The sequence below is a fragment of the Methylobacterium sp. XJLW genome, assembly GCF_003254375.1.
GTDB lineage: Bacteria > Pseudomonadota > Alphaproteobacteria > Rhizobiales > Beijerinckiaceae > Methylobacterium > Methylobacterium fujisawaense.
The window spans coordinates 4437197-4455602 of sequence record NZ_CP016429.1 but is presented as its reverse complement, the minus strand read 5'-3'; the positions used below and the strand labels follow the sequence as shown (position 1 = coordinate 4455602).

Genomic DNA, 18406 nt, shown 5'->3' with positions numbered 1-18406 from the left:
CTAATGCCTGGCCGCGGATCCCATCCCTGCAAGAGGGATCTCGGCTCGAACTCCCCGAGGAGACTGCAGCGGCTCGGGATGACCGATCGACTACCCCGGCCGACACGGTCGCGGCCCTCACAGCCCGACGTTTGGCCGAGATGCGCATGCGTCTCGCCCATCGCGCGCAGGGGACGGAATTGGTGCCCGCCAGAAGCATCGGGCCGGGCGACGCGTTGCCTGCCGGCGCCGCACGAGCCGAGATCTACCGCGGTGAAGAAAGCGCCGCGCGGTGGGTGATTGAGGTGGTCGGCCCTATCGCGACGAAGGCGTCGTCGTGGGCCGACTTGCACGCGGCACTCGATGAGCACCGGATCATCTACGAGGCGAGAGGATCAGGCGCGGTCATCGTTGTGGACGGGATCACGGTGAAGGCCTCGACGTGCCGGGCGGCCAGCCGAACCCGCCTGGAGAAGCGCCTGGGCGCATTTCAGCCGAGATCGGAGGGCGTCGGTCATCAGCCCAGCCGTGACAACCAGAGCGCCGATGCAGTCTCGCATTCACTGCGACCGGCTCCCGGTACCGACCCGGCCCTCTTCGGCCTCGCAAGGCGCCAGGAAATGGCGGCGAGTTCTGCGCGGAGTGCTTACGATGCCGCCTATCTGATGCTCAACCTCGCCCCACTGCTGAAGAGTGCTGTTGTTGGGCCGGCTCCTCGCGCCGCCCCGAGCGCGCGCAGTCTCGCGATGAGCGCAGGTCAGCCGTTGCCGCGCTTGGCACCGATCCGCCAGCCGAGCCACGGCGCGAACTTGATTGGACTTCTCGGGCTGTACCATGCGGCTCTTCAAGCCGACCTCTACCGGGTCGTGGCCGAGCGGCGCTCGCCGCGGGTTCGTGGAAAAGGCGACGAGGTTCTCGCTCAGGATCCCGACCGGTTGATGCAACTGACGCCGCGTCCGATGGCCGAGATCGCGATGGGCTGGAAAGCGATGGAGCGAGCGGGCGGGCCCGGGGCAACAGTCCATCTCAGCCCGATCTCCACAAACCGGCACCATGTGGTGCTCTCCGGCCTCGCTAAATCGCAAGTCGACGACTTGGTCGCCTCCGGTTTTGCACCAGCCCTCGTCCTCGACAAAAGCGACGGGAGCCACGAAGTCGTACTGACGACGCCGAACGAGGGTAGGCCCTACGAACTGGCAGCCCTGGCCAAGGTGAGCGAGGATCTCCGCTTCAGCCTCGGGGTCGCCCGTTGCCCCTACGGCCTGCGGATCGACGATCCCGATCACCCGGATACCGCTGTCCCGAACGCGGACGGGAGCACTCGCCGTGTCTATGCGCAGATTCTCACCGCGACCGGAGTGATTTGCCAGAAGCTCGGCCAGCGGCTCGCGCTCTGGATCGGCATGTTCGCCCGACGTTACGGTCTCGGGGCGGCCTCACAACTCGGTCGCGGTTCGCGATCGGACAGCGCGGAGCAGCACGCCGACGCCCCGGTCTACTGGGCGCACCGGGCAGACCTTCTCGCACGCTGGCAGGGGCGCTGGCCCGATCCCTCCCGGATCGACACCCTGATCGCCCGCCGTTTACGCGGTACCGGGCACGGCGAGCAGGCGGTGGCTGAGTTGATCACCGCCTGCGCTCCGACGGTGCCGAGGATCGGTCGTCATGTCTGGCCCGGATACGGCCGTCGCGCGGCAGCCCACGCCTTCCGCGGTGACGCAGAGGACAGCTGCTGGGCATTCGACCGCGCTTCTCCGGAGATGTGCCTGGAAGTGGAGAAAGCCGCCCGAAAACGCGAGAAGACCATCAAACCGAAGTCAATCCTGGTGCCGGCCCTAGCGGTCGTGCTGCCTCCGCCAGTCCGAGCCTCTGGCAAGGCAAAGGCGAACGAGAAGCGCGGGACTAAACGCGGTAACGGGAACGGCAACGAGAGGTAGACGGAGCAAGGCGGCATCCGCCATCCGGAACCGACGCGTCTCGAAACTCCCGGAAAGATGAGCGGACGCTCATCAATCAGATCGTGTCCTCAAACGGCGCGATCGCCGCCTTCGTCCCGCCCAGAAGATCGTCGCAGCCGGCGCCAGACTGAGCTCGCAGGGCCATGCCATAGAGGATGGTAAAGCAGAGCTCGGCCAAAGCGGCCTTCTGCATCGGCCGGAGATGCTCGTCATCCACTGCGCGGGACAGACGGTCCTCGATCGCGCGCTCGATCCGCCGCCGGTACTCCGCGATCAGCAAGCCAACCTCGTCATCGTCCGTCCTGAGGTTCACCGAGCTGGTCAGGATCAGACAGCCCCGCGCCGGGGACCAGTGAGTGTAAAGCTGGGCAGCTTCCGCAAATAGGGTCTGGAACGCCTCGATGGGTTCGTCTGCGTCGAGAGACGCCAATACGGGTTGGAGATAGCTTTCCCAGTACGAGCCGAGCGCGGCTTCGAACAGCTTCTGCTTTGATTTGAACGCTGAGCGGAAGCTCTGGGGATGGGCGATGCCCATGGCGGCCTGCAGAGCGCTGAGCGGGGTGGCGCTATATCCGCGTTCCCAGAACAGCATCATCGACTGATGCAGGGCCTGCTTTCGATCGAAGCTCCAAGGGCGTCCGCGGGCCATCGGCATTCTACTATTTTATGAGCGATCGCTCATTCAATAAGCCGTCGCCGAGCGTCGGCACGTGAAAAAATGAGCGATCGCTCAGTTAATCGGTCGCCGATCGACATCCGGCGACCTCCGGACATCACGAGAGAGGAACAGATGACGCGCTCCCGGGCCTCTGCGGCCGCGGGAGCGGAGGGATGGGGTCAAGCGGAACGGAGCAGGCGAAGGCCCTTCGCCCCAAAAGCCCAAGGAGGACGGGGACGGCAGAACGCGGCGCTCGGACAGCGCTCGCGGGACGGTCGGTGAGGCGCCTTCGCCCCTTCCCCTGATGATGGACACCACAAATGACAGATACAGATCATGACGCGCTCGCTGACGCGAACGAGCCCGGCTGCCCGCACGAGCCGTCGGGCTTGAAGGTGCGCGCACGGGTCGAGTGCCCGCGCCGGCGCACAGACGGCCTCGTCTTCGAACTCCAACCCGTCGATCCCGACCGTACCGGACGGCTTCACGCCTTCCTCTCCGGCGACCTCATCCGCCAGATCCAGGACGCGACCGGCATCCTGCTCGATCCCAGTGCCATCTTCGGCGAACACGAGCTGACGGTCACCGTCACGGCCGAGCCGCTGGGCAACCTCACCGCGGAGGTCGCCGGCTTCGTGCGGGACGCCTTCCTGACGGGATGGGCCGAGCAGGACGCTGCGGTCCGGGATGGCCTGGAAGCTGACTATCTGTGGGTTCGGCAGCACGACCTGCCGATCCCACGTCGGCTCCGGCGGGTGTTCCTGATCGAGCCGGATGACGGCGCACCGCATCCGCTCGTCGATGCCCTCGCCCATTGGTGGGATCAGGGCGCCATCGAGCTGATCCGACATCCCGTCGCGTTCGAGAAGCTGGGCTCGGTTGCTGCGCTCCGGCACGCGTTCGATTGCGCCATCGATCAGTACGAGTGGGGCTCGTTGGATGTGGTGGTCGTGGATCCTGGCTCCGGGATCGCGTTCCGCGAACTCTCGGAGGATGGGCTGATGCGTCAGGTCGCCGTCCTGCCGGTGCCGGTGATCACGCGCCGCGCTTCGTCGCCGACGCTGCTCGACGGCTTGGCCCACCGGTGTTTCGATCACCCGGACGAGATCCTGACCTTCCTGGCCGGCATCCTCCGGCAGGAGCTGCGGCTGGCCGACCGGGCGCGGCTCAATGCGATCGCCGAGCTGATCGAGGCAATCCCCAAGCCCAAGCGCAAGGCGAAGTCGCCGCGCGGCAAGCAGGGGCCGCTGTTCGACTGACGCCACCCTCGACGGTCCGGCCGCCCGCATGCTGGCCGCCGGATCACCGCCCCCATCCCGAGCTAAGCGAAAGACACCATGCGACACCACAGATTCTTCCATACGACCCGGGGGGGACCTGACCCCTCCGCTCCCCCGGGGGATGTCCATCCTCCCCCCATCCCGTTGGACGATGCACAGTCGGCCAGGCCTACCAACGAGATCCGCGAGCTGCGCGATCTGCTCGGCTGGCTGCGGCAGCGCCTGCGCGGCGAGCACACGGTCCGGGCCACCGTCCTGACCATCGAGCCCCTCGGGTCCGACGGACACCAGTTGCTGCTCGGCGAGGCAGTTCCAAGCGGTAGCCTCGAGCCGCCCCGGCTCAAGGTTCGGCTCGCCGCAGCCGACCTCGCCGCTTGCCAGGATGCGATCGGCGACGCCCTCGATCCGGCGGCCTTAATCAACAGGACCGTCGTGCTCCGGCTACAAACCAGCCTGCGTCAGCGCTACGGGCGCGGGGCTGGGGTTCAGGCCAGGGTCATCGCCGTGATCTCGGTCGGCGCGGTGCCGGTCGAGGGCGAGATCGAGCGCGAGCGGACGCTGCAGCGCCTGAGGCGCGAGGGGCGCCGCTTAGGCCCGGGGACCTGGGAGGAGCCCGAGGATCCGCGCCACATCGCGCTGATCGCCGCCGAGTTCGGCGATGCCTTTCGAGACGTCGAGCATGTCCTGCGTCCGTTGGAGGACAGCGGCCTGATCCGGCTCCACCGGATCTGCGCGATGTTCGAGGGACCGTCGGCGGAGCGTTCGTTGGGCGAGGCGTTCGCTCGAGCGGACGAGTTGCACCGCGAGCACGGCCTGTCGGCAACCCTGGTCTGCCGGGGCGGCGGTCCGGTCGAGGGGTTCCAGGCCCTCAACGCCTACGCGACGGTGCGCGCGGCCACCGAGGCTCCGAACGTCATCGCCGGGCTTGGCCATGCCGGGACGCCGCTCACCGCCCTGGATGTGGTCGCGGCGCGATCGGAGCCGACCCCGACAGCCGCGGCGATACTGGTGCGCCGGCTTGTCGAGGCCACCGGCGTACGAGCCGAGCGCGCGCTCGCGACGTTCGACGCCGCCCTCGCGGACGATCTGGAGGCGGCTGGGCGCATCTCCCTGGCGGGGGCCTTGCAGGGCTTCGCCGCGAGCCTGGGCGATCTCGCGGAACTCGCCGATCGGCGGCTGCGGCAGCTGAATCGGGGCGTGGAGCGCAGCCTGCTGACTGGCCTCGCTGCAGCGTCGGACATGGCAACCGGCGCGACGGCCGAGATCAAGCCATATGCCGCTCCCATCGAGGTGCTCGGCTTCGGCGATGGGGATGACGACGACCCGGCCCGGGAGCCGGGTTGGGCGCTGGTGACGGCGGCCGACACCGGCCTCGTCATCGAGCGCTATCGCGAGCTCAAGTCCCACATGCCGCTGTTCCTGCACTTCCGCGACGGGACAGTCTTCGTCCGGGTCGTGCCGACCTTCGTCACATACAACTGATCTGCGACCAGGAGATTGACCATGTCCAAGACCCGCTCACCCGAGACGCCAAGCTTCCTGACTGCCGTTCGGCGCATCGAGGCGCTGACCCAGGAAATCCAAAAGGATGGATTGGCCGCCTTCGAGAAGGCCGAGGCCGCTTATGTCGAGGTGCAAGAGTTGCGCGCCGTGCTGAACGCCCGGATCGCTGACCTACGCCGCCGGTCGGCATAGCTTGAGGATCCGGGTCACCGCCGATGTCATCGCATCGGCGGTGGCGCCTGAGGGAACACATCCGCGACGCCGGTCGCCTAAGCCGCCTCGGGAAAGGCATGGGTACCGATCCAAACCCCGAAAGGGCCTCTATACCTCTACCGTAAACCAAGCTGTAGCTGTAATTGGATTAGCCTCCTGGAGTCGCCAGGCCGTACATGCTCTCTCCAGAGCAGATGATGACGGTCGTAAGCCGCCGTTCAGTTTAGAAACGAGCTATCACAGAAGCGGACGGTCTGATTGCGACCTAACCCAGCCGTCGCGACCATTGTCGGCGTTCCCCAAAAGCGGTCGTTTGTCAGCGGTACGGCTACTTTGGTTCGGGGTGGCGAGCGGAGGTTGTGGCTTGCCCCTCGAATGCGGAGTTTTCCAGGTTCTGATCAGAAGCTTGCGCTAGGCGCATTTGTTATGTTGCACGAGCTGCGACATAAATAATAAGTTGAGGCAGAGGCGGCGAGGAGGGACATCCAGTGCGCTCAAGGGGCGGCAGTGTCGGGTTGGGCTTCCTGATATTAGCATTTTCACTCTACTTTGTACGTCCCGTTTACATCTATGCAACCAGCGGCCCAAGCCCTGAGTATCGTAGATGTCTACTAGAAGGTAAGCCCGGCGATCCTAGGAAACTCGTTCGTGACGGGACATCCGGCGTCGTTAAGATAATTCAGATGACTGATCTTGGAGAATTTGAAGACAGGTGCCAAGTCACCGATGCTTTTTACGAGCTAAACTGGGACAGGGATGTCGAGCCTAATAATGACTTCAACGTTGCTGTTAAGCCTGGGTCAAGGGAGATGGCCCGGCCGAAGTTTGTAGTGCTGTACATTCACGGTTGGCATCATGGCGCGGATCCAAACGCGGGGGATTTATTTGAATTCAAGAAGCTTATCTCTGGTCTTGCGGAGGTCAATCCGGAAAGGCAGGTAACAGGGCTTTACGTTAGCTGGAACGCTAATAGCAACATCCCACTCTGGCACTATTTGGATTTCTGGCAGAAAGGGAGTGTTGCTGACCGGATCGCTGCCTCAGGAAACGTCACAAGCTTCATAAGCGCAGCAAGTGAAATCATTGCCAGAAGTAAGCCTGGAGGCCGCTTCATAACAATTGGCCACAGCTTCGGCGCACGCATACTGATGGCATCCACAGCACAGAGTGCCTTAGTGGCAACGCAAAAGGCTCATCCCGGCCGGCCTGGAGGCATATACAAGCAAATAGAAAGCATTTCCCAAACGGCAATTTTCCTCAACCCTGCGTTTGAGGCCGTCTACTTCACACCGCTTGCAAGCTTTAATCGTTTGGAGGAGAAGTTCGCGCCTCAACAGAAGCCAGTTCTGCTCACGATCGCCACTAACAACGACTGGTCAACCAGATACGCTTTTCCGCTCGGCCAATGGTTAGCTTGGAAGACGGCGGGCAAAGAGGTCAGCACACTGGGCAACTACGCTGATTTTGAGACCCATAAGCTTACAAGGGGCAGCTCATCATCCTGCGAAGGAATATATCGGGTCGCAGCGCTCACCGAGAGTTTCCATAAGGATGATGTATGCCTCCGACGGACGCAGGGCTTCGCCCACAACCCGTTCATGGTGGTGCGCACGAATGCCGAAATTTTGTCAGGCCATAACGGCATTTGGGATCCAAAGTTTTCGCAGTGGTTGTTCAGCTACATTGAGGAACTCGGCAAGCAGTTGCCGCCTAAGGATAAGTCTGAGTAGGCTGCAAGCCCTAAAGTACCGGCGCCGGCTTGCTGTGACTTCGGGTTGGTATTGGCCCAAGTCACGTTCCCGTGAGCTGGCATCGCCATTGTCCGATGAGGGTCAACAGCAACCTGAGCGATGTGCCTTTCATCCAATTATTTTACAAACAAGCGCGGCCACATCCAGCAAGGGAATGAAAAATACGACGGGTCAAAACCAACCTGATCAATGAAATCTGAAAGAGACGCATCTCGATGTTGGCGCACAAATAATGTCTCCGGCATTAATTCATAATTTGAGGCTAAAGCATGCAAATTAACTGGTGCATCAAAGGAATTAGAGGCGGGCCGAGCTTTGGAGATACCGAGGCTCTTTCTGTAATGAATGACACTGGAATCCAAAGTAACTGGCTACGTGTGAACGCGAGTATGCCAGTCAACCGAGCTAACATTGCGGCTCAACAAGCCCTTAATCTTATGGCTCTCGACAGCCACGTAAATGACTACGGCGCGGTTGGTGCTACCAGCCCATATATATCTCTCAGTGCGGGATGCCGAGAATTCATTGGGTCATCTGTTCCAACCGCAACTTACCCTGCTTATCGCACTGCACTGGAATTTGCTACTGATTGGGGCAGCACGTTTGGCTACCTTTATCGCTGCTGGGTTATTACTGCGCCGCAAATAGCAGCTGACGTTATGGGGATTGCTGACGAGGTTCGTGATCTCAACATATTTGCAGATTTTTATCAATTTCATTATGAGGGCGAAATAGCTGCAAAGATTGTTGTTCCAACCAATCAAATTCAGTGGGTCCAGAAGGTGGAGTCAAACCTTCTGCCTGCAAGTTGGTCGGATGGACATGGATCGCGCGCTCGAAAAAATTCAAACTTTCGTCAGCCTCAGACTATATCAAATTTGATTTCAGAGCTCAAATGATGCGGTTGCCTGGAACAGAAAATTGGGATCCTGTCCAAGTAAGACGGGTCATTGAGTTCGAGCGCAATGTTGCTAGAGCTCTACCTACTCTCATTGCATCCATGGCACCAGCCAGTGATTATGCGGAGCCTGAATTTGATACAAATATTGCACCAAATGACAGACAATTCGCTTTGGTTAGAGCTGCTGAGCTGGCTTTTGTGACTGATCAAATTGAGCTCGGCCTGGAGATTTGTGTTGAATTGCTTCAGTTTCGCTATGGTCTGCCAAAAACAGTCATGCAGGCTGTACAATGGGCGTCGATTGGGTCTGCCCTTGGTCGAGTGAAAGTCCGTCTTGATGCGTCCGGTGCTCAGATATCCACCAACGTTAACTTAGAATCTCGCGATTTTATCGACCTTTTTAAAATCCCATGGCCTGAAACGGCGTCACAAACGGTCTCTCTCGCGCGACGCTTGATACCAGCAGCAAGCGCATCTGGGGAGGCTAACGAGCAGATCCGACTTATGCCTTCGCAAGTTGAAGGAAGAGGCCATGCAGCGGTCGCGATGATTGAACTCACCGATGAATTTGCAGCAGCGTTGATCATTGATGGTCAGATGACACGCAATGAACAATCAATACGGGGCCTCGATAGGGCGCCGACAAAGGCGGAATTGAATAGGCTTCAAAATAGTCTATTCGAAACGTTTGAGGCATCGTATCTTAAAAGAATAAATATGATGCGCCGGACACCGATGTGGAACAATCTCCGAGTACGAGGAAACCTGATAGATTGGAGTCTATTATTGTTTTGGATATCTCGTTTACGCCATAAAAATAGGGCAAGAGCAACTGGGCCACGGATAAATGAGCTTGTATTTGTCCGGGATTTAGCAAGAAAGCTCGCAAAGTTATAATTTTATCTTTGATAAATCGGACCGCTAGTTTGACTGGAACTTTTTTGGGGAAGCAACATCTACCATCATAAGTTCACTCTTGCTTCGATTTTTTCGGCATACGGGACGTGCGCAGCCGCTCTTCGATCATGGGGCATAGGCCAGAACTCAGCGATTCGGGGTGCGGTGATCGATCTCGACGCCCTGTTCTAGGAACAGCTCCTCGATGTCACGGAAGCTAGGCGGGATAGCACGCCCTCGTAGGGCCGCCCCTTCAAGTCGCCCTTGGAACGCTGTTTGAGCTTGGCAGCGATGGCAGACAGAATCATGGACGGTCTCCGCACCGGAAGGCGCCGTGCAGGCTGTAGGGTCAATGCGGAGTAAGCGCCGGTGCGATCGCATTTACGACGCGCCCCTATGCTGCCCGTCCCTCAACATGCATCACAATGGCCACTTCCGCTTCGAGGGCATAGCTGAGCAGCGTCGGAAATCCGACGGGATACCCGACATTGAATCTGCTAGGACCGATGTTCGAGTTGAGTCGTGAGCGGTCCCCGCGTTCACGTCCGCTCTGATGCATACGCTGCCCGGAGCAGACTAGCGGAAAACCACCCAACCCAGCCATTCCGGAACGCTTGGCGCGGGACCGGAACTGGCCGGAAGCAGTCCGTCTGCTCTGATAAGGTAATTTCAGAAAATCGGACGTCTCTCCAACAGCGCCTGCCCGGCCTATTGGCGACTGGCCGGGCAATATAAGTTCGTCTTGACGCTTCGCTCGTCGACGTTGGAAACTCGATAATCACGATCTGCAGAGCTGCCGCGAACTCTCTCACTGGATCGATGTCGCCGTCTCCGTGCGGATGACCGAGGTTCGCCGATCGCTCCCGAGTCATCCGATAATTCGATCAAAACGTTCGATACGTTCCGTTGGAATGAACGATTGGCCGCGGCCATGATCGTGGCAAATCCAGCTCACGATGTATCCGCACCATGTCCGCAACAACCTTCTTCACGTCGCGCAAGCGTGCCCTGGGCCCCGTCCTGCCCGGCCTGATCCTGTGCCTCGCGGTGACAGGCGCCGCCCTCGCTCTGGAGGTGATCGAGGCGCATCTTTTTGGCCGGGCTTGGCTGGAGGCACTCGTCCTCGCCATCGTGTTGGGCACGGCCGTCCGCACAGCCTGGAGCCCGGGGCCGCGCTTCGTTCGCGGTATCGCGTTCGGCGCCAAGACCGTCTTGGAGATCGCCGTCGTCCTGCTCGGCGCCTCGCTGAGCCTGGGTACGCTGCTTGCGGCGGGGCCCGGACTGCTCATCGGCATCGCAGGGGTGGTGACTCTCGCCATTGCCGGAAGCTACGGCATTGGCCGGGCGCTCGGGCTGGCCCCGCGCCTCGCCATCCTCGTCGCCTGCGGTAACTCGATCTGTGGGAACTCGGCGATCGCGGCGGCGGCCCCGGTGATCGGCGCGGATGGCGACGACGTCGCCTCGTCCATCGCGTTCACCGCCGTGCTCGGAGTCCTCGTCGTGCTCGGCCTGCCGCTGCTCGTGCCGCTGCTCGGGCTCTCGCCGATGCAGTACGGCGTGCTCGCGGGACTCACGGTCTATGCCGTACCGCAGGTGTTGGCTGCTACGGCTCCGGTGGCGGCTCTCAGCGTCCAGGTCGGAACCCTGGTCAAGCTGGTCCGCGTGCTGATGCTCGGGCCGGTGGTCCTGGCTCTCTCGCTGGGCGCGAGCCGGCTGCGGCGAGAGGCGGACTCGGCCGCATCGTCCCCGACGGAAGGGGAGCGCCCCGCCTCGAGCCGGATGCCGCTGCACCGGCTGGTGCCGTGGTTCATCCTCGCCTTCCTGACGCTGGCAGGTCTCCGCTCGGCGGGGCTCCTTCCCGAAGCGGCTGTGCACCCCATGGCCGCGACGGCGAACGCGCTGACCATCGTATCGATGGCGGCCCTCGGCCTCGGGGTCGACGTGCGCAGCGTCGTCAAGGCGGGACCCCGCGTCACCCTGGCGGTCGTCGCCTCGCTGGCCGCCCTGACGGCCGTGAGCCTCGGGCTGATCCGCCTGCTCGGCATCGCCTGACGGCAGCCCGCCACTGGCCGCGTCACAGCGCGTTGGACCCCAATCGTCTTCGAGAGGAACACCCGATGTCGAGCTTGGCTGAGCGCATGGCGCGCCTGATCGTTCATGGGGAGCACCCCTACAACGCCGAGCCGCCGCTATCCCGCCTGCGGGCTAGTTACCGGACCCCCGCGGGTGACTTCTACGTGCGCTCCCACGGCGACCTGCCGGAGATCGACGCTGCCACATGGCGCCTGTCCGTCGACGGCGAGGGTCTCGGCCCCCTCGATCTGTCACTGGCCGATCTGCGGGCGCTTTTTCCCGAGGCGACCGTCACGGCCACGATGCAGTGCGCCGGCAACCGCCGTGCCGATATGCGGGCCGTCGCCCCGGTCTCGGGCGATCCCTGGGACGCTGGCGCCATCGGGACGGCGGACTGGACGGGCGTCCGCCTCGGCGACGTCCTGCGAGCGGCAGGGGTGACGCCGGAAGCGGATCTCCACGTGGCCTTCGAAAGCCACGACGTGGTCGAGGGCCGGCCCTACGGCGTCTCCATTCCCCTCGCCAAGGCGCTCGCCGACGAGACGCTGCTGGCCTTTGCGATGAACGGGGCACCGCTGCTGCCCGAGCACGGCTTCCCGGCCCGTGCCGTCGTGCCGGGCTTCGCGGGGGTGCGCAGCCCGAAATGGCTGCGGCGCATCACGGTGCAGGACCATCCGTCGGACAACCCGATGCAAGCCGACGACTACAAGCTGTTCCCGCCGGACGTGACGGCCGAGACCGCCGATCCTGCCGAAGGCCACACCATCGAGACGATGCCGCTCAACGCGGCGATCTGCGAGCCCCCGCGCGGGGCTCGGCTCGGAGCGGGGGAGACCCCCGTCCGTGGGTACGCGATCGCTGGAGACCGGGCGGTCGTGCGGGTCGATGTCTCGGGCGACGGCGGGCGCTCCTGGCGCCAGGCCACGCTGGAACACGAGGCCGGCGCGCCCTTCGCCTGGACGTTCTGGGAGATCGTGCTGGACCTTCCACCCGGCGAACACGAACTCGCGGTGCGCGCCTGGGACTCGGCCGGGCAGACCCAGCCGGCGCTGCCGGACCACACGTGGAACTTCAAGGGCTACCTCAGCGCCTCGTGGCACCGTGTGCGGGTCGAGGTCGCCTGAGTCGCGCAGCCGGTCACGGGGCGGCGTGAATTAGGGCGAGCAGTGTGTCGGCGGCGCGACTGCGGTAACGCTCCTTGTGGCGCAGGACCTGGAAGGTCCGCGTCGGCAGGGCGAGGGGCACGGCGACGAGTGCGCCGGTTCGCAGCGAGGGCCCGACGACCGCTTCAGAGAGCACGCTCGCGCCGGCCCCCGCGACGACGGCGGCGAGGACGGCCTCGTTCGACGGCAGTTCCAGGGCGACGGCGAGGGTATCCGGCGCGATGCCCAAAGCAACGAGCGCCGCCTCGAAGGCGGAGCGCGTGCCCGATCCGGGCTCCCGCAGCACCCAGGAGGCCGAAGCGAGGTCGGCTGGTTCCGGCCGTGCGCATCCGGCCAGGGGGTGGCCGGCCGAGACCACGAGCACCAGCCGGTCCTTGGCGATCGGCGTGCTCCCCAGGCTGGCGTCGTCGATCGCGCCTTCCACGAAAGCGAGTTCCGCCGTCCCCGCCCGCACCGCTTCGGCCGCCTCCGCAGTGTTCCCGATGCCGAGACGCAGGACGATGTCCGGGTAGGCCGCCCGGAAGGCGACGAGATGCAGGGGGAGCCAGTGGCTGGCGATGGTCTGGCTCGCCTGGATGGTCAATGTGCCGCGCCGCAGGTCGCTAAGGTCCGCCAGCACCAGTTCGGCCGCCTGGGCGCGGGCGAGCACGGCGCGAGCTTCACCGAGAAAGACGCTTCCTGCTTCGGTCAGTTCGATGCCACGGCCGACTCTGTGGAACAGCTTGACGGCGTGCCGGGTCTCCAGCGCGTTGATGGCGGCACTAACCGCCGACTGGACGAGATTCAACGCATCGGCCGCCCGCGTGACATGCTGGCGCTCGGCCACCTCCACGAAGATCCGCAACTGGTCGAGGGTCATGGCGTCTCGGGCTCAGAAGGGCCTGGGCTGACGAGGGGAGGTAAGGCGGAACCGTCGCGTCTCTATGCACACTGGACGCGCGCGTCACCGCGCGCCTTCGCGTTGGCCCGAGACCTGCGCATCGACCGCCTGGGCGACCCGGAGCAGCCGCGCTTCGTCCGTGCGGGCGGTCACCACGTAGGACATGCCCGCGTCGATCCACGAGAAGGCCGCCACGTCGTCCGCGCGGGCATAGCGAAACACGCCGCGCCCACCGGTCGGCCCGGCCCGGCTGTAGAGGGTCAAACGGGTTCCCCGGTCGTCATCGTACATCAGCATGGCCGCCGGCTCGTCTCCGGCGGGGAGCAGGCGGCCGCCCATCAGCCGGAAACCCTGCGTCCGCAGGTCCGGCACGGTGACAGGCCGCCCCAGTCGCGCGGTGAGCCACTGCACGAGGTCCGACGAGCCGTCGGCGCGAACCTCGACCGGATGGGCGGCCTCGACCACGTAGGTGCGGAAGGCGGAGACGGCCGCCTGGGTCATCGGTTCGGCGGGCGCGCCTGGACCCGGCACGGCGCCGCGCCCGACCCACCCGGATGCGCCGCCGAGGGCGAGCAGGAGCGCCGCCGCCGCCGCGTTCGTCCACCAGTGCGAGATGCGCATCCGGTGCGGGGTCGCAAGGTTGGCGATGCGCAAGCGGGCAGGGATCGGCTCCTCCGCCACGGGCGCGAGCCGCGCCCGCAGGCGGTCCCGCACCTCCCGATCGGCGGCGACCCGCGCAGCCGCCTCCGGATGCGCGGCGAGCCACGCCTCGACGCTAGCGCGGCGGCCCGGATCGAGCCGTCCATCCACGAAGGCGTGCAGATCGTCCTCGCCGATGGGACGCGGGTCGGACGCGGTCATTTCACCCTCCGCAGATGCCCGGTGACGATCGTGGGGGCCAGATCGAGAAAGGTTCGCATCCGGCCCCGTGCCCGGCTGAGGCGCGACATCACCGTGCCGACGGGGACCGCGAGCACGGCGGCGACCTCGGCATAGGACATGTCCTCGACCGCGACGAGGAGCAGGACGGATCGCTGTTCCTCCGGCAGTGCGGCGATCCCATTGAGCACGTCCCGCGCGCCCAAGGCCGCTTCGGGATCGGTCCCCGCGTCGGCGATCGTGTCCAGCGCCTCCACGCCGACCTCGATGCCCCGGCGGCGGCGGACGCCTTCGAGGTAGCGGTTGCGCAGGATCGCGAACAGCCATGCGCGCAGGTCGCCCTCGCGGCGCTGCGGCCATGCGCGGATCGCCCGTTCCAGCGTGTCCTGGACGAGGTCGTCGGCCGCCTCGCGCTGACGCAGCAGCGCGGTCGCATAGCGGCGGAGGGCCGGTATCTGCGGTTCGATCAGGACGGCGAGGTCGTCCAAGGCGGTCTCCGGATCGGGTCGATGGCAGTGCTCACGCCACCACCCAGACGAGAGATGCCGGAAGCGCCCGATTTATTCCGGGATTCGACCTCGAATTCCGATCACGCATCCGTGATCGGTTCACGACGATGCGTCGGGGAATATCCCGGCCCCGCCTGCATCTCTCCCCGCGTGACCTCGACCCTGTGGGAGACATCATGCGCGGAGCACCGACGGCGATCCTCATCACCCTGCTCATGGCCGGAGGCGTCCTGAGTGGCGGCATGATGATGCGCGCCGGGCATGCGGAGACCGCTCCCGGCGGCTTCGATGCGATGATGGCCCAATCGATGGCGCAGATGCACGCGGATATGGCGGTGGCGCCGTCCGGCGACCCCGACCGGGACTTCGCCGCGATGATGATCCCACACCATCAGGGCGCGATCGAGATGGCGAAGGCCGAACTCGCCTATGGCCGCGATCCGGTCCTGCGCCGGCTCGCGCAGGGCATCATCGTCGAGCAGGCGCAGGAGATCGAGGTCATGCGCCGCGCCCTGGCCGAGCGGCCGGTCGCGCAAGCCACGCCGCAGCGGATGCCGGCCCATCACCATCACTGAGCGGATCGCCGCTCACCTTCCCACTTGTCAGCGCGAAGAGACCTCACGATGCGACACGTCATTCCGGCGGCCCTGCTGCTCGCCTTCCTCGGCGGAACCGCCCTCGCGGGTCAGGCGCCCGGGCCCGCCTCGGCGCCGGACGTGCCGGTCGGCCCCCGCGACCGGTTCTATACCTCGGACCAGTTCTCCAACACGGTCTCGGTGATCGATCCCGCCGCCAACAAGCTCCTCGGTGTGATCCGCCTCGGCGACACGACGCCCGCCAACCTGAGCCCGCTCTATCGCGGCCAGCTTCTCGTCCATGGGATGGGCTTCTCTCCCGACCGCAAGACCCTGCTCGCCGTCTCGATCGGCTCGAATTCGGTCAGCTTCATCGACACCGCCACCAACACGGTGCGCCACACGACCTATGTCGGCCGTTCGCCGCACGAGGCGTTCTTCACGCCGGACGGTCGCGAAGTCTGGGTGAGCGTGCGGGGCGAGGACTACGTCGCGATCCTCGATGCGGGGACCGGCAAGGAGACGGGCCGGATCACGGTGCCGAACGGGCCGGGCATGACGATCTTCTCGCCCGACGGGCGTTACGGCTACGTCTGCTCCAGCTTCAGCCCGAGACGGTCGCCATCGACGTGAAGAGCCGCGAGATCGTCGGGCGGATCAAGCAGGAGAGCCCGTTCTGCCCCGACATCGCGGCGACGCCCGATGGCAAGCAGGTGTGGTTTACCCTCAAGGACGTCGGCCGCGTCCAGGTGTTCGAGGCCACGCCGCCCTTCAAGGCGCTCAAGACCATCGAGACGGGCCCGATCACCAACCACGTCAACATCGTGCGCACGAAGGCCGGGCAGTTCGCCTACGTGACGATCGGCGGCCTGAACCATGTGAAGGTGTTCCGCACCGACGACTTCTCGCAGGTCGCGACCATTCCCACCGGCGCGCTCCCCCACGGTCTCTGGCCCTCGGGCGATGGAACGCGGATCTATGTCGGCCTGGAGAACGCCGATGCAGTCGCGGTGATCGACACGGGCAGCAACGCGGTCATCGCCACGATCCCGATCGGCCAGGGGCCGCAGGGCGTCGCCTACGTTCCCGAGGCGGTGCCGGAGGGGGCCGGCGCGCCGAACCTCCAGCCGCTCGGCGCGGCGGGCCAATCGAGCACGCTCACGCTCGCCGGGTCGGACGGTAAGGCCGCCACGCAAGTCACGCTGTTCGATCAGGGCGTGTTGCAGACCTTGCAAGCAGCGGTGACCGGCCTCACGCCGAAGAAGCCCTATGTCCTGGCCCTTTCGGCCGATCCGAAGGGCGCAGGGCCCCTGGAGCCTCTCGCGGCCTTCATGACGAACCCGGCGGGTGCGGCCATCGTCAACGCCATCGGCCCGATCCGGCAGGTCACGCAGAACGCGAACGAGGCCGCGCGGCGCAGCCTCATCATCGTCGAGGGCAAGCCCGGCGAGACCGGCGCGACAGTCCAGACGCAGGCGCTCAAGTGACGGATGGGGGCGGTCGTCGGGCCGCCCCCCCCCCCGTGGCACGCCTCAGTACGTGTCGGTGAGGTAGGCGGCGATGGCCTTGGCCTGCCCCTCGTCGATCGGCGCGTGGTAGACCTTGACCATCTTGGTCACCTCGGACTCCCAAAAGGCCGCGCCTTTGCCCGGCGGTTGCATGGCGATGTAGTCCACCGAATGGCAGACGAGGCAGTTCGCCTGGGCCGCCTCGAAGCCCTCCGCGTGCGTGCCGGCCTTCGGCGCCCGTAGGGTCGCGGTCGGCTCCGGTACCTCGTAGGATTTCGGCGCGGCGAGGGCTGTGCCGGCCGCGAGGGCGAGGGCCGCCGTCAGGGCGAGGGTGATGCGGGTCATTCTCGACACTCCCTCAGGCCGCGCGCACGCGAGTGGTTTCGACCACGTTGCGCAGGTACCCGGCCGGGTTCCAGCGCGGCTCCATCGGCTGGCTCACCCCGTCGTTGCCCGTGGCCCGTACCCGGATCGCGTGCGCGCCCGGCGACAGGTCCACGCCGAGGGTCCAAGGCCGGAAGGCGTAGGGGCCAAGATCCTGCCCGAGTTGCGCCTCCGTCCAGGTCTTGCCGTCATCGGTCGAGACCGCCACCGACTTGATCCCGGAGCCCCCGTCGAAGGCGATACCGCGCAAGGGCGTGCGCCCGGCCTTCACGTCCGCCCCGTCGGCCAGGTTGGTGAGGAAGGAGCGCACGGTGAACCGGTTGATCGGCACAGTCTTGTCCGCCGCCTTGCCGGGTTGCGTGCAGGCGCAGTCGTTGTCGGGGATGCGATAGGCCTTTTGCATCCAGAAGCCGTCGAAGGGCTTGTCGAGCACGCTGATGCTCTCCAGGTGCTTGACCCAATAGGTGCCGTAGAAGCCCGGCACGACGAGGCGCAGCGGATAGCCGTTGAGCCAGGGCAGGTCCTGCCCGTTCATGCCCCAGGCGAGCATCACCTGCCCGTCGCGAGCGTGGTCGAGCTTCAATGACTTGGCGAAGTCCGGCGTTTCCGGGATCACCGGTCCGTCGAGGCCGGTGAAGGCGACCTCGACGGCGCCCGCCTTCACCCCGGCCTTGTCGAGCACCGCCTTGAGCGGCACGCCGGTCCAGCGGGCGCAACCCATGGCACCGTTGGCGAGCTGCCCCCCGGCCATGCGCGGTTCGAAGAAGCCGCGAGAGTTGCCCGAGCATTGGTTGACCGCGACGATCTCCGTCGTCGGCATGGCCTTCAAGTCGGCGAGCGAGAGCGAGATCTCCCTCTCGACATGCCCCTTGATCGCGACCCGGTAGGTCTCGGGATCGATTTCGGTCGGGATGTCGGCGAGGTGGTAGCGGACGAAGAACGCGTCGTTGGGCGTGATCGCGCCCTCGTCGAATACCGAGAACGGAGTCTCAAGCTGCGGCGGGCGCGCGGTCATCTGGAGCAGAGGGCGCTTGCCCGGATAGGCCACCAGGGGCCGTTCGCCGTTGCCGAAGGGCAGCGCGGCCGTGTTTCCCGCGAGCGCCCGCAGCGGAGCGAAGCTGCCGCCGCCGAATCCCGCCAGGGCCGTGAGGCCCGCGCGCCTGATGAGATCCCGTCTATCGAGCATCCGAAAGTCCTCCCCGTCCGCGCGTGGCTCCGGTGACCGGGCCCGAGCTGTGCGGAGGAGGAGACGCACGTCGCCCCCGGTCTATTCGCGGCGGATCGAAATAAATTCC

The 18406-nt window shown here is 64.9% G+C and carries 16 protein-coding genes and 2 pseudogenes; 11 read left to right on the top strand and 7 right to left on the bottom strand.

The features are described 5' to 3' along the window. Nucleotides 1-146 precede the first annotated feature (146 nt). Nucleotides 147-1916 (top strand): hypothetical protein, encoded by a 1770-nt coding sequence (locus A3862_RS32135; RefSeq protein WP_236961413.1) that lies wholly within the window; start codon nt 147-149, stop codon nt 1914-1916. Between the two features lie 76 nt (nt 1917-1992). Here A3862_RS32135 and A3862_RS20715 read toward each other — a convergent pair whose 3' ends face one another. Beyond that, nucleotides 1993-2592 (bottom strand): TetR/AcrR family transcriptional regulator, encoded by a 600-nt coding sequence (locus A3862_RS20715; protein WP_111473945.1) that lies wholly within the window; start codon nt 2590-2592, stop codon nt 1993-1995. 323 nt (nt 2593-2915) lie between these two features. On the opposite strand from A3862_RS20715, the gene A3862_RS20710 reads away from it, so the two are divergent. The 6 genes from A3862_RS20710 (at nt 2916) to A3862_RS31135 (ending at nt 9140) form a co-directional block, all read left to right on the top strand. Further along, nucleotides 2916-3854, top strand: a complete 939-nt coding sequence (locus A3862_RS20710; protein ID WP_124262997.1) for a hypothetical protein — start codon at nt 2916-2918, stop codon at nt 3852-3854. 165 nt (nt 3855-4019) lie between these two features. Next, nucleotides 4020-5357 (top strand): exodeoxyribonuclease VII large subunit, encoded by a 1338-nt coding sequence (locus A3862_RS20705; RefSeq protein ID WP_236961411.1) that lies wholly within the window; start codon nt 4020-4022, stop codon nt 5355-5357. A 21-nt stretch (nt 5358-5378) separates the two neighbouring features. Further along, complete coding sequence (locus A3862_RS20700; protein WP_111473942.1) at nt 5379-5570, top strand: hypothetical protein; 192 nt, start codon at nt 5379-5381, stop codon at nt 5568-5570. Nucleotides 5571-6274: 704 nt separating this feature from the next. Further along, nucleotides 6275-7321 (top strand): hypothetical protein, encoded by a 1047-nt coding sequence (locus tag A3862_RS31145; RefSeq protein ID WP_124262996.1) that lies wholly within the window; start codon nt 6275-6277, stop codon nt 7319-7321. A gap of 290 nt (nt 7322-7611) precedes the next feature. Next, the gene (locus A3862_RS31140; protein ID WP_124262995.1) at nt 7612-8241 is read left to right on the top strand and encodes a hypothetical protein; all 630 of its coding nucleotides are present in this window, start codon (nt 7612-7614) and stop codon (nt 8239-8241) included. Beyond that, complete coding sequence (locus A3862_RS31135; protein WP_124262994.1) at nt 8238-9140, top strand: hypothetical protein; 903 nt, start codon at nt 8238-8240, stop codon at nt 9138-9140. Before A3862_RS31140 ends, A3862_RS31135 begins: the two co-directional genes overlap by 4 nt. Nucleotides 9141-9290: 150 nt before the next feature. On the opposite strand, the pseudogene A3862_RS20695 reads toward A3862_RS31135, so the two are convergent. After that, nucleotides 9291-9448: pseudogene (locus A3862_RS20695) on the bottom strand (IS6 family transposase); the annotation flags it as partial. 661 nt (nt 9449-10109) lie between these two features. On the opposite strand from A3862_RS20695, the gene A3862_RS20690 reads away from it, so the two are divergent. Both A3862_RS20690 and A3862_RS20685 read left to right on the top strand, forming a co-directional pair. Continuing rightward, a complete protein-coding gene (locus tag A3862_RS20690) occupies nt 10110-11192 on the top strand; it encodes a YeiH family protein (RefSeq protein ID WP_111473941.1) in 1083 nt (360 codons plus the stop codon). Nucleotides 11193-11257: 65 nt separating this feature from the next. Beyond that, nucleotides 11258-12337 (top strand): molybdopterin-dependent oxidoreductase, encoded by a 1080-nt coding sequence (locus A3862_RS20685; protein WP_111473940.1) that lies wholly within the window; start codon nt 11258-11260, stop codon nt 12335-12337. A 13-nt stretch (nt 12338-12350) separates the two neighbouring features. Here the strand turns inward: A3862_RS20685 and A3862_RS20680 are convergent, their stop codons facing one another. The 3 genes from A3862_RS20680 to A3862_RS20670 form a co-directional block, all read right to left on the bottom strand. Further along, nucleotides 12351-13235, bottom strand: a complete 885-nt coding sequence (locus A3862_RS20680; RefSeq protein WP_111473939.1) for a LysR family transcriptional regulator — start codon at nt 13233-13235, stop codon at nt 12351-12353. Nucleotides 13236-13319: 84 nt separating this feature from the next. Then, the gene (locus A3862_RS20675; RefSeq protein ID WP_111473938.1) at nt 13320-14117 is read right to left on the bottom strand and encodes an anti-sigma factor family protein; all 798 of its coding nucleotides are present in this window, start codon (nt 14115-14117) and stop codon (nt 13320-13322) included. Then, on the bottom strand, nt 14114-14623 hold the full coding sequence (locus A3862_RS20670) for an RNA polymerase sigma factor (RefSeq protein WP_111473937.1): 510 nt from the start codon (nt 14621-14623) through the stop codon (nt 14114-14116). Before A3862_RS20670 ends, A3862_RS20675 begins: the two co-directional genes overlap by 4 nt. A 197-nt stretch (nt 14624-14820) precedes the next feature. On the opposite strand from A3862_RS20670, the gene copM reads away from it, so the two are divergent. Together copM and A3862_RS20660 are read left to right on the top strand one after the other, a co-directional pair. Then, the gene (copM, locus tag A3862_RS20665; RefSeq protein WP_111473936.1) at nt 14821-15219 is read left to right on the top strand and encodes a CopM family metallochaperone; all 399 of its coding nucleotides are present in this window, start codon (nt 14821-14823) and stop codon (nt 15217-15219) included. A 48-nt stretch (nt 15220-15267) separates the two neighbouring features. Further along, nucleotides 15268-16706 (top strand): annotated as a pseudogene (locus A3862_RS20660) (YncE family protein). A gap of 45 nt (nt 16707-16751) precedes the next feature. On the opposite strand, the gene sorB reads toward A3862_RS20660, so the two are convergent. Both sorB and sorA read right to left on the bottom strand, forming a co-directional pair. Next, nucleotides 16752-17072, bottom strand: a complete 321-nt coding sequence (sorB, locus tag A3862_RS20655; protein ID WP_111473935.1) for a SorB family sulfite dehydrogenase c-type cytochrome subunit — start codon at nt 17070-17072, stop codon at nt 16752-16754. A gap of 13 nt (nt 17073-17085) precedes the next feature. After that, nucleotides 17086-18297 carry a SorA family sulfite dehydrogenase catalytic subunit gene (gene sorA / locus A3862_RS20650; protein ID WP_111473934.1) on the bottom strand — a complete coding sequence of 404 codons (1212 nt, stop codon included), beginning with the start codon at nt 18295-18297 and terminating at the stop codon, nt 17086-17088. Nucleotides 18298-18406: the final 109 nt, after the last annotated feature.